Genomic DNA, 12,407 nt, shown 5'->3' on the forward strand with positions numbered 1-12,407 from the left:
CTTTCTGTTGCTTTTAGGGAATTCAGGCTCTCTTACTACTTCTTGCTTCATGGAGTCGCGGACCAGATCTTATACCAAGGCATACGCAAGGACCGGGAATCCAACCCAAATTAATGTATTAAACACCTATTTAGTTATCTTCCTCCTGAACTGTATAAGTCTGTCTCTTACGAGCCATCTCATCACTTTCAAGATACTCATCATAAGTTGTAATCTTATCAATCAGTTTACCGCCTGGAACAATCTCCATAATACGGTTAGCAGTTGTCTGAACGATCTGGTGGTCTCTGGAAGAGAAGAGAAGTACACCAGGGAATTTTGTCATACCGTTGTTCAGTGCGGTGATACTTTCCATATCCAGGTGGTTGGTAGGTTCGTCGAGGATCAGGACATTCGCACCGCTGATCATCATCTTAGATAACAGACAACGCACCTTTTCACCTCCGGAAAGAACACGTACCTTCTTCACACCGTCATCACCGGAGAACAGCATACGTCCAAGGAAACCACGTACATAAGTTGCATCCTTTTCTTCAGAATACTGTGTCAGCCAGTCTACGATACTGTAATCGTTGTCGAATTCGCTTCCACTGTCAAGTGGGAAGTAAGCCTGGCTTGTGGTGATGCCCCATTTGTAAGTACCTTCATCTGGTTCCATCTCTCCTGCAAGGATCTGGAAGAGAGTTGTCTTGGCAAGCTCATTGCTTCCAACGAATGCAACCTTGTCATCATGGTTCAGGGTAAAGGAAATGTTATCCAGAACCTTTTCTCCGTCGATGGTTTTACTCAATCCTTCTACAGTCAGAACTTCGTTACCGATTTCACGGTTTGGACGGAAGTCGATGTAAGGATATTTACGGCTGGATGGCTGGATGTCATCAAGCTGGATCTTTTCCAGGGCACGTTTTCTTGAAGTAGCCTGCTTGGACTTAGAAGCATTGGCGCTGAATCTGGAAATGAATTCCTGTAATTCTTTGATCTTTTCTTCTTTTTTCTTATTCGCTTCCTTCATCTGACGGATCAGGAGCTGGCTTGATTCATACCAGAAGTCATAGTTACCGGCATAAAGCTTGATCTTACCATAGTCAATATCTGCGATCTGTGTGCAGACCTTGTTCAGGAAATAACGGTCATGGGATACAACAATGACAGTATTATCAAAGTTGATCAGGAATTCTTCCAGCCATGCAATCGCATCAAGATCCAAGTGGTTGGTAGGCTCGTCGAGAAGCAGGATGTCTGGATTACCAAAAAGAGCCTGTGCAAGCAGGACCTTAACCTTTTCAGGACCATTTAAGTTTTTCATCATCTCATAGTGCATCTCGACAGGGATTCCAAGACCATTTAACAGTGTGGCAGCATCAGATTCTGCTTCCCATCCGTTCATGGCTGCGAATTCACCTTCCAGCTCGCTGGCTTTCATACCATCTTCATCTGTAAAATCTTCTTTTGCATAGATGGCTTCTTTTTCCTTCATGATCTCATAAAGTCTTGCATTTCCCATCATAACAGTATCCAGAACCGGATATTCATCATATTTAAAATGATCCTGCTGCAGGAAAGAAAGACGCTCGCCTGGTGTGATGATAACTTCACCGTTTGTAGGTTCAAGCTGTCCGGAAAGGATCTTTAAGAAAGTAGATTTTCCGGCACCGTTGGCACCGATGAGACCGTAACAGTTTCCTTCTGTGAATTTAATATTAACATCTTCGAACAGGGCTTTTTTACCAACCCGTAATGTTACATTACTTGTACTAATCATATTGGTTTATATTCTCCTTGTCGTTTGAATCTTCGTTGATAGTGATGCGTCCAGATTGCAGACGCTAAGTGGAGCGTGCCTGAAAATCATTTCTGCAAAAAAGAATTTTGCAGACACACTCTAGCATATAGTACCAGAGATAAGGGAAAATAGCAAGGGAAGTTCCTTTTTTCCTTCTATGAAAAAAGGGGAAAAAGGTATATAATAATAACAGTATTATGTGCTGCGCTATATGAATTTTGAGTTCAGGAAAATTTTTGTATGTGAGCAGTAACGAATAATCCGTATCATCAGAGGATGAAAAAAGAAATTTAGAACAAACAAGACAAAGAGAGGTAAGACTTATGGTAAAAGCAACATTGGTACTGGAAGGCGGCGCAAACCGCGGGGTATTTACATCCGGAGTTCTGGATTATCTTATGGAAAAGGATTTGTATATGTCAAATGTAATCGGTGTATCGGCCGGTGCATGTAATGCAGTTGATTACGTATCCAAACAGGCTGGGCGGAGCCGTGAATGCGTGATCCACCGTGAGAAAGAGTATGATTATATGTATGGATTAAAGAAATCATTAAAAGAAAAGGCATTGATGGATATGGATATGCTGTTTGACAAATTTCCAAATGAAATCTATCCATTTGACTTCGAGACATATTTTGCATCAGAGATGGAATGTGAACTGGTCGTAACGAATTGCATAACCGGTGGTGCAGAGTATCTGACAGAAGAGAAAGATCCGGAGAGACTTATGAAGATCTGCCGTGCATCGAGCAGTATGCCACTGGCAGCACCAATCGCAAATGTAGACGGAATCCCTTATCTGGATGGTGGACTGGCAGATTCCATCCCGGTTGAGTATGCACTGGAAAAAGGTAATGAAAAGATTGTAGTAGTTCTGACCAGAAATCCAGGTTACAGAAAAAAACGTCCGGTAAAAGCAACCGAACAGCTTTATAAGAGAGCCTATAAAAAGTATCCAAACCTGGTGAAGACGATCATGTCCAGAAATGCAGTATACAACAAGCAGATGAAACTGATCGAGAAATTAGAAGAAGAAGGAAAAATCTTCGTAATCCGTCCGCTGATTCCGACTGTATCACGTATGGAAAAAGATTATGACAAGCTGCAGCATTTTTACATGCATGGACAAAGACTGATGAAGAAAGAATATCAGGGATTACTCGAATATCTGAATGAGTAGGTGGACAGAATGGAACCAAGAACATTACTTAATTTTATGGGTGTGGCAGAACGCCTGAAATGGAATATGCGCCATTCAAGAACAACTAATGAGAGACGGGAAAGCGTGGCAGAACATACTTACCGTCTCTGCGTGTTTGCATGGCTTGTAAAAGAAGAATTAAAAGAAGAATTCCCGGAATGTGATATGGACAAAGTGATAACAATGTGTCTGTTCCACGATCTGGGAGAAGCAGTCACAGGAGATATCCCGGCATTCGTTAAGACAGACGATGACCGGGAAACAGAAGGAAATGCAATCAGCCAGGTAACAGCAATGCTCCCGGAAAAAGAACAAAAAGAATTAGATGGTCTGTTCGAAGAACTAGAAGCGGCTGAGACAACGGAAGCAAAGATTGTCCATGCCCTGGATAAGATGGAAGCCTTGATCCAGCATAATGAAGCAGACATAGAGACATGGCTTCCGTTAGAATATAAACTTCAGATGACCTACGGACAAAAAGAAAGCGAATGCTCAGGTTATCTGAAAAACCTTCGGAAAGTAATAGAACAAGATTCAAAAGATAAGATTGAACAAGCAAAAAGAGAGCAGGAAAAAAGCGGAAAAGAAGGCGAACAGGATAAATCTTACTATATAAGAAAAGGCATAGAAAACATGAACCAGTCAGACGTAGTAAAACTATTGCACAGCACAGACTGGGCAAAAGAAAGACCGGAATCCAAGATAATAACCTCCATGGAACACTCCTGTCCATACGGCCTGTTCTTGAAAACAGACACCCGGGACACCCAGATCGGCTTCGCAAGAGTCCTGACAGACCACACGACAACCTTCTATCTAATGGACGTAGTCATAGCAGAAAACCACCGAAACCAGGGCTATGGAACAAAACTAATGAACAAAATCATGGAAGACACAGGCCACCTCTACGGAATCCTGCACACTGAGACAGCAGTAAACTTCTACAAAAAATATGGCTTCCAGGAAAAAGAAACTTCGGAATCCAAAGACTCTACCCAGGAAGTGTGCATGGAAAAACCACCAACACAATACTAAAAGAGTTTATTACCCAGAGGATTCTCGCACAGAGCATTTTCAACATCTCCAATCTACAGCCTACGCCACTAAAAAAGGTATATTCATCCGGAGGATTCTCCCGCAGAGATTTTTCAACCTTCCGGTAACAATACACAAGAAAAGAGTACAATATATTGAATAAGGTGACATTGACCGAAGGGAGCTGCACCGTTTCAATATATTGTACTCTTTTCTGTCCTGATTAAATCCACTAAAAAATCTACAAATCCTCCAGATTAATAAACCGAGGCGTCTCCATATGCCTCAAAGTCGTCTCATATATCTTCTTCGTCTCCCCGGCCTTCATACAATCCAGAATATCCATATGCTCCTGATATGTCTGCTCCATTCGTCCACGGTGGGAAAGCGACAACTCAGCGAGCCGTTTCATACGGTACATGAACATCGCAAACACATTGGAAAACTGATCATTTTCCAGATAATCAATGATCTTCGTATGAAACTGGAAATCATACTCTGAAAATTCCTTGATCGAATGTGTCGTTTCCATAATATCTTTCATACATTCCATGATCCAGTCTAGCTCTTTAAAAAGCTTCTTGGCTTTGCGGCTGGTAGATTCCTTTGTGATCTGAACGGTGCAGTAGGTCTCAAGGGCCGAGCGCACCTGGAATGTTTCGTTTACATCTTTTCTGTTCATTTGATGCAGCATGAATCCTTTGCTTGGAATAATATCAATATATCCCTCCTGTGCAAGTCTGTGCACGGCATCCCGGAGAGGGGTTCTGGATATTCCGAGCTCTTTTGATAATTTCGTCTCAGAATACACTTCCTGATAGGAAAAATGATTCTCCATGATCAGATTCTGGAGATAATTATATGCCTGTTCGTTTAATGGTTTCATAGTAGCTCCTTTATTTTACGATAATTATTTATTTAACAAAATACATGCGCTTTTCACTACAAATATCATACATTATGGTTATAGATTGGTCAAGTAGAAAGGAAAAAGCAGTGTGAAAATATTGTTTAAGATGTTAAAAATATAACAGACTAAAACAAGATTATATGTGAAAAATGTACAAAAACAAAGGCGGAAAACTGTAGAAAAAGGAGAAACATAAATAACATCTTGACCGGTATACCGGTATGTAGTAAAGTGGAGTCAGAAACAAAAAAGAACGATACATCACACGGGAAAAGAACACAGATGAACATGAAAATAAAGAAAACAAAACGCTACATGTTCGTTCTGGTGTGAAAACTGGAAGATGTAAAAAAGAAAGGAAGTAAAACAAATGAAAGTAGGATTTATTGGACTTGGTATCATGGGAAGACCGATGGCAAAGAACTTATTAAAAGCAGGTGTAGAACTTCTGGTATCTGACCTGAACAAAGAAGCAGTTGCAGACGTTGTAGCAGCAGGAGCAACAGAAGCTACATATGCAGAGATTGGTGAACAGTGCGAAAGAATCATCATCATGGTGCCAAGCGGCGCAATTTCAAAATCCATCTTATTCGACGAGGGAGGAGTTGCTTCCACAATCAAAGAAGGAACAGTTGTATGTGATATGAGTTCCGTAACACCGGTAGAATCAAAAGAATGCTACGAAGGACTGAAGGCCAAAGGTGTTGGATTTGTAGACGCACCTGTATCTGGTGGAGAACCGGGAGCAGTTGCAGGAACACTTGCAATCATGGCTGGTGGAGACCAGAAAGACTTTGATGCAATGAAAGAATATTTTGACATTCTTGGATCTTCAGCACTTTTAATTGGTGGAAGCGGAAGCGGAAGTGTTACAAAACTTGCCAACCAGGTAATCGTTAACAACACAATCGCAGTTGTATCAGAAGCATTTGTACTTGCAACAAAAGCAGGTGCTGATCCGGAAAAAGTATACCACGCAATCCGCGGAGGACTTGCAGGAAGTGCAGTACTTGATGCTAAGATCCCAATGATCATCGAGCGTAACTTCAAACCGGGCGGACCAATCAGAATCAACCACAAAGATATCAAGAACGTAGTAAATACAGCACATTCTATCGACGTGCCGATTCCATACACAGCACAGCTGTATGAAATCCTTCAGACACTGAAGATCCATGGACATATGAATGACGACCACGGCGGAATTGTTCAGTACTTCGAAAAACTTGCTGACGTAGAAGTAAAGAAAACAGAAGAATAATAAAAAGAAAGATATAAGTGCCGGACCGGCCGCAGAATAAAACTGTGACCGGGGCACATAACAGGAACGTTCAAGAGATTACAAAATAAGTGAAATCAAAAAAGATAAGGAGAATGGACATGGCACTGAATGCAGAAGTATTAACTTCATATAAGAAGATAGATGAAGCTTATATCGATGAGCTGCTAAAAAAAGAAATCGAAAAAAACAATAAAAAGATCGTTGTCTTAGATGATGACCCGACAGGAGTCCAGACGGTACATGACATTTCCGTATATACCAACTGGGAAAAAGATACGATCCGTCAGGGATTTGAAGAAAAGAATAATTTATTCTATGTCCTGACAAATTCTAGAGGATTTACAGCTGAGCAGACAACAAAAGCACACAATGATATCGCAGCTGTTGTAGATGAAGTTGCAAAAGAGACAGGAAAAGAATACATCTTCATCAGCAGAAGTGACTCTACACTCCGCGGACATTATCCACTGGAGACAGAACTTCTTAAGAAAAATTATGAAGCAAATACAGGAAAGACCATCGATGGAGAAATCCTTTGCCCGTTCTTCAAAGAAGGTGGAAGATTCACAATCGATGATGTACATTATGTAAAATACGGTGATGAACTGATCCCTGCAAATGAGACAGAATTTGCCAAAGACAAGACATTTGGCTACAGTGCAGCAACAATGCCGGAATATGTAGAAGAGAAGACAAAAGGAGCGTACAAAGCTTCTGATGTTACTTGCATTTCCCTGGAAGATATCCATGACATGAATATCGATAAGATTGAAGAAGAATTGATGGCGGTCAAAGACTTTAACAAGATTATTGTAAATGCTGTGGATTATGCAGATGTAAAAGTATTCTGTGTAGCATTATACAGAGCAATGGCAAAAGGAAAAGTATTCATGTTCCGTACAGCAGCAGCTATCGTAAAGGTTATGGGCGGAGTAACTGACCAGCCGCTTCTTACAAGAGAACAGATGGTAGTAAAAGAGACTACGAACGGTGGAATCATCGTGGTAGGATCCCATACAGATAAGACTACCAAACAGGTAGAAGAGCTGAAGAAGCTGACAGACATTGAATTCATCGAACTGGATGCGACACTGGTAAAAGATGATGAAGCATTTGAAAAAGAAGTACAGAGATGTCTGGATCTGGAAGAGGAGTGCATCAAAGCAGGAAAGACAGTGTGCTGTTACACAACAAGAGCACTGATCACAGCAGATACCGGCGATAAAGAAGATGAACTGAGACTGTCTGTAAAGATTTCAGATGCAGTACAGTCACTGGTTGGACACTTAAGTGTTACACCAAGCTTCGTTATCGCAAAAGGTGGAATTACTTCGAGTGATGTAGGAACAAAGGCACTTGCAGTGAAAAAAGCAAACGTACTTGGACAGATCAAACCTGGAATTCCGGTATGGCAGACAGGCGAGGAGAGCAAATTCCCTCTGACACCATATGTCATCTTCCCTGGAAATGTAGGAGAGATCACAACGCTTAGAGAAGCAGTAGAAGTACTGACAGAAAAGTAAAAGATTGCAAAAATGGCGGAATATACAGCAATCTGAAAGATATAGAAAATATCAGATTACTGTTTGCACAACGTGTGAACAGTAACAATATCAAAATAAAAATATTGAAATCATAATAAAGGAAACTGCTGCAGAGAAATAAAAAACTCTGCAGCGCAACGCAAGAAAAGAGAGAACATAGGAGGTCTGGTTATGGTAAACGGACTTAGTGGGGAACGGATGTTGATCGGTCTGGGCGTAGGTATCGCTCTTCTGATCTTCCTGGTATTAAAGACAAAGATTCAGGCATTTTTAGCATTGATCGTATGTACAGTTGTAGTTGGTGTGATTGGCGGCATGCCACTTACAAATATCACGATTGAAGTAGACGGAGTAGAGAAAACATTTGGTATTGTAAATTCGATTACTTCCGGGTTTGGCGGAACCTTAGGAAGTATTGGTATCATCATTGGATTTGGCGTTATGATGGGTCAGATCTTCGAGGTGACAGGAGCAGCTAAGAGAATGGCACATACATTCTTGAAACTCTTTGGTAAGAAGAGAGAAGAAGAAGCCCTGGCACTGACAGGATTCTTAGTATCCATCCCGATCTTCTGCGATTCTGGATTCGTCGTACTGGCACCAATCGCAAAAGCTATTTCAAAAGCAACAAAGAAATCAGTGATCGGACTTGGAGCTGCACTTGCAGCCGGTCTTGTAATCACACACTCTTTAGTACCACCGACACCGGGACCTTTAGGAGTCTGCGGAATCTTCGGAGTAGATGTAGGGAAGTTCATCTTACTGACGCTGGTACTTGCAGTGCCGATGGCAATCGCATGTATCGCATATGCAAGAATGTTCCTTTCTAAAAAGTATTACAGAATCCCAAATGAAGAGGGAGAAATCGTAGAAGCACCATATCAGGAGCCAAACTACGAAGCAGCATTTGCAATGGATATGACAGGCGTGCCGGGAGCACTGGAATCCTTCATGCCACTGATCGTACCGATTATCCTGATCTTAATCAACACGGTTGCATCCGCAATGGGAAAAACAGAAGGATTCATGAACATCCTCGTATTCCTTGGACAGCCGATCGTAGCGGTAGGACTTGGACTGATCGTAGCAATCCTTACACTTGGAAGAAATCTTGACAGACACGAAGCCCTTGCAGAGATGGAAAAAGGAATGGCATCAGCCGGAATCATCATGCTGGTAACAGGTGGCGGCGGAGCGCTTGGACAGATCATCAAAGATTCCGGACTTGGAACATTTATGGCAGAGGGACTTGCAAAGACAGCAATCCCGATCATCATCCTGCCACTTCTGATCTCAACAGCGATGAGATTCATCCAGGGATCAGGAACAGTAGCAATGACAACAGCAGCAAGTATCACAGCACCAATCATCGCAGCATCAGGCGTAAGCCCGATTCTTGGAGCAGTTGCATGCTGTGTAGGATCCTTATTCTTTGGATACTTTAACGACAGTTACTTCTGGGTAGTAAACAGAACCTTAGGAGTCAGCGAAGCAAAAGACCAGTTGACGATCTGGTCAGTTACATCAACGGTCGCATGGGCAGTCGGTGTAGTAGAAGTACTGATCCTCAATATCTTCATGTAGACAGAATTTAGAAGAATATAATATCTAAAACAAACAGGTTAAAAGGCCGGCCAAAGAAATGAGGTTTTGAAAAAATCGATAAGGTTCTTTGGCTGGCTTTTCTTTACCAAATCAAGTAGCGAAGCGGATTGCGAATATCCACTTGACTAAAATAAAAAAGTAAACAAAAATGAACATTGATAATTGTGGATTCAAACAAAAAGATTGATAAAAAATAGATTATATTGACATAAACGAACAAAAGAGATAAAATATAAACATAAACAAACAAGAAGAAATGTTCGAAAATGTAATAACAAAAAAGGAGAATGAATATGCCGCAGTGTGTTGTAATCGCAGATGACCTGACGGGGGCCAATGCGACAGGAGTATTACTAAAAAAGATGAATTACAAAGCATATACAGTGATGAATGCTGAACGGATCGAATTATCGACGCTGGCGGATTGTGATTGTGTCCTGTATCCAACCGACAGCAGGGGTGTGGATGCAAAGATTGCCTATAACCGTGTATACAATGTCTGTAACATGCTTAAGAATGACGAAGTAAAGGTCTATGCCAACAGAATTGACAGCACCTTAAGAGGGAATCTTGGAAGCGAGACAGATGCGATGCTGGATGCTCTCGGAGAGGATTATGTGGCGGTTGTTGCACCGTGTTTCCCGGCATCAGGAAGAATCATATGCGGAGGCTACATGCTGGTCAATGGACTGCCGCTTCACAAAACGAACATTGCTGTAGATCCAAAGACACCGGTTAAGATATCTGAAGTCGGACCATTGTTCGCACAGCAGAGTAAATATAAGGTGTCAACCATTTACATGAAAGATCTGATGCACGGCAAACATTACCTGGCAGATCTGATGAAAAAATGTGTGGAAGAAGGAAGCAGGATCATTACACTTGACTGCATCACACAGGAAGATCTGGACCTGATCGCAGATGCAGTTATTACCAGCGGATTAAAAGTGATCACCGTAGATCCGGGGGTATTTACCGCAACATTATCAAGAAAGCTGATCACACCAAATAAGAAAAAACAGAAAACCAAGATCCTTGCAGTTGTAGGAAGTGTCAATGCGAATACAACCGCCCAGATGGAAGAGTTGTGGCTGTCACAGAGAACACACAATGAATTCGTAAAGACAAGGGAACTCTTAGAAGGTGAGGAGCGAAGAGAAAAAGAGATCGCAAGAGTTGTAAAATCAATTCTTGATGAATGCGATAAAAATATCGTATCCACGGTAACAGGTGATGGAATCTATCCGGAGAACCGTATTGATTTTAAGCCATATATGGAACGTTATAACTGCTCACTTGATGAAGTAACCGGCAAGATCAACAGCGCATTTGCAGAGATTACATACCGGATCTTCAAAGCAGAAGAGACATTCAAGGGACTGTATACAAGCGGCGGGGATGTAACCGTTGCCGTGTGCCAGAAATTTGACACTGCAGGACTCAGCCTGTTAGATGAAGTACTCCCGCTGGCAGCGTACGGACAGTTCTTAAAAGGAGAATTCGAAGGTGTCCACATCATTACCAAGGGTGGAAGCCAGGGAGATAAAGATGCAATCAATAAGTGTATCACTTATTTGAAGGAAAAATTATATATTTAATGCCACGGCCTGGAGCGTATCTGAAAATCATTCCAGCAATTTTACAGAAAGCATTTTTCAGACACACTCTGGCAGCAAAATAATCCATGGCGTGAAGTGAAGCAAAAAAAGTAAAGTAAATGAAAGGAAGAGAGAACTATGAAAAAACCAATTATTGCAGTACCAATCGGAGACCCGGCCGGAGTCGGACCAGAAATCGTAGCAAAATCCATTGCATCAGATGAGGTATTTCAGATTGCAGTCTGTGTGATCGTAGGAGATAAGAAAATCGTGGAAAAAGCAATCGAGATTACAGAAGAGGACCTGAAGATCAACCTGATCAAGGAACCGGAAGAAGCAGTCGATGAAAAAGGTGTACTGAACCTGATCGATCTTGATAATGTGGACATGGACACATTTGCATATGGAAAAGTCAGCGGCATGTGCGGAAAGGCAGCCTATGAATATATTGCAAAAAGTATCGAACTTGCCAATGCAGGAAAAGTTGACGCAGTAGCAACCACTCCGATCAACAAAGAATCCCTTCATGCAGCAGAAGTGCCATACATCGGGCACACGGAGATCTTTGGCGCACTGACCAATACAGAAGATCCACTCACCATGTTCGAGACAAACGGCATGCGTGTATTCTTCCTGACAAGACACGTATCTTTAAGACAGATGTTAGACATGATCAAAAAAGACAGAATCATCGATTATGTAAAACGCTGCACCAAAGCACTGGAAAGACTTGGCGTAAAAGAAGGAACAATGGCAATTGCAGGACTCAATCCACATAGCGGTGAGCATGGACTGTTCGGATGGGAAGAAGTAGAAGAGATCATGCCGGCAATCGAAGAACTGAAAAAAGAAGGCTATGACGTAGCAGGGCCAATCGGAGCTGATTCCGTATTCCATCAGGCAGCACAAGGCAAATACACAAGCGTATTATCTCTGTATCATGATCAGGGACATATTGCAACCAAGACATTGGACTTTGAAAAGACAATCGCAATCACAAATGGTATGCCGATCCTTCGTACATCCGTAGATCACGGAACTGCATTTGACATTGCAGGAAAAGGAATCGTAAGCGCGGTCAGCATGATTGAAGCAATCAGACTGGCAGCCAAATATGCACCGAATTTTACGGGAAAATAAATCTGAAATAAATTAAATATTATACAAAACGCAGGAATGATGTATGGATGGAATGGAGAGGTTAATTACCATGCGATCGGAAGAAGCTTTCGGTGTTAGCTTCTCTGTACAAAAGAATTCCGGAAATACATAAGAGAAAGATGGAGGTCTAATTATGGTAAACGGACTTAGTGGGGAACGTATGTTGATCGGTCTGGGCGTAGGTATCGCTCTTCTGATCTTCCTGGTATTAAAGACAAAGATTCAGGCATTTTTAGCATTGATCGTATGTACAGTTGTAGTTGGTGTGATTGGCGGCATGCCACTTA

9 protein-coding genes and 1 pseudogene are annotated in these 12,407 nt (G+C 41.8%); 8 read left to right on the forward strand and 2 right to left on the reverse strand.

What is annotated here, in order from left to right:
* Nucleotides 1-130: 130 nt before the first annotated feature.
* On the reverse strand, nucleotides 131-1,762 hold the full coding sequence (locus ACWJAF_RS11625; RefSeq protein WP_296034053.1) for an ABC-F family ATP-binding cassette domain-containing protein: 1,632 nt from the start codon (nucleotides 1,760-1,762) through the stop codon (nucleotides 131-133).
* Between the two features lie 344 nt (nucleotides 1,763-2,106).
* Here ACWJAF_RS11625 and ACWJAF_RS11630 point away from each other — a divergent pair, with 344 nt between their 5' ends.
* Nucleotides 2,107-2,964 carry a patatin-like phospholipase family protein gene (locus tag ACWJAF_RS11630; protein ID WP_448864122.1) on the forward strand — a complete coding sequence of 286 codons (858 nt, stop codon included), beginning with the start codon at nucleotides 2,107-2,109 and terminating at the stop codon, nucleotides 2,962-2,964.
* Between the two features lie 9 nt (nucleotides 2,965-2,973).
* A complete protein-coding gene (locus ACWJAF_RS11635) occupies nucleotides 2,974-4,020 on the forward strand; it encodes a GNAT family N-acetyltransferase (RefSeq protein ID WP_448864124.1) in 1,047 nt (348 codons plus the stop codon).
* Nucleotides 4,021-4,261: 241 nt separating this feature from the next.
* On the opposite strand, the gene ACWJAF_RS11640 is transcribed toward ACWJAF_RS11635, so the two are convergent.
* Nucleotides 4,262-4,906, reverse strand: a complete 645-nt coding sequence (locus ACWJAF_RS11640; RefSeq protein WP_296032755.1) for a GntR family transcriptional regulator — start codon at nucleotides 4,904-4,906, stop codon at nucleotides 4,262-4,264.
* Between the two features lie 391 nt (nucleotides 4,907-5,297).
* On the opposite strand from ACWJAF_RS11640, the pseudogene garR reads away from it, so the two are divergent.
* The 6 genes and pseudogenes from garR to ACWJAF_RS11670 all read left to right on the forward strand — a co-directional run.
* Nucleotides 5,298-6,191: pseudogene (gene garR / locus ACWJAF_RS11645) on the forward strand (2-hydroxy-3-oxopropionate reductase); the annotation flags it as partial.
* 119 nt (nucleotides 6,192-6,310) lie between these two features.
* Nucleotides 6,311-7,735, forward strand: coding sequence for a four-carbon acid sugar kinase family protein (locus ACWJAF_RS11650; protein WP_448864126.1), 1,425 nt, complete (start codon nucleotides 6,311-6,313; stop codon nucleotides 7,733-7,735).
* A gap of 192 nt (nucleotides 7,736-7,927) precedes the next feature.
* Nucleotides 7,928-9,340 carry a GntP family permease gene (locus ACWJAF_RS11655; protein ID WP_448864128.1) on the forward strand — a complete coding sequence of 471 codons (1,413 nt, stop codon included), beginning with the start codon at nucleotides 7,928-7,930 and terminating at the stop codon, nucleotides 9,338-9,340.
* A gap of 314 nt (nucleotides 9,341-9,654) precedes the next feature.
* The gene (locus ACWJAF_RS11660) at nucleotides 9,655-10,959 is read left to right on the forward strand and encodes a four-carbon acid sugar kinase family protein (RefSeq protein ID WP_296032750.1); all 1,305 of its coding nucleotides are present in this window, start codon (nucleotides 9,655-9,657) and stop codon (nucleotides 10,957-10,959) included.
* A 138-nt stretch (nucleotides 10,960-11,097) separates the two neighbouring features.
* Complete coding sequence (pdxA, locus tag ACWJAF_RS11665) at nucleotides 11,098-12,099, forward strand: 4-hydroxythreonine-4-phosphate dehydrogenase PdxA (RefSeq protein ID WP_296032748.1); 1,002 nt, start codon at nucleotides 11,098-11,100, stop codon at nucleotides 12,097-12,099.
* 181 nt (nucleotides 12,100-12,280) lie between these two features.
* Nucleotides 12,281-12,407: GntT/GntP/DsdX family permease (locus tag ACWJAF_RS11670; RefSeq protein WP_448864163.1), on the forward strand; the 127-nt coding region annotated here is incomplete at its 3' end.

The organism is Dorea sp. (genome assembly GCF_977044405.1).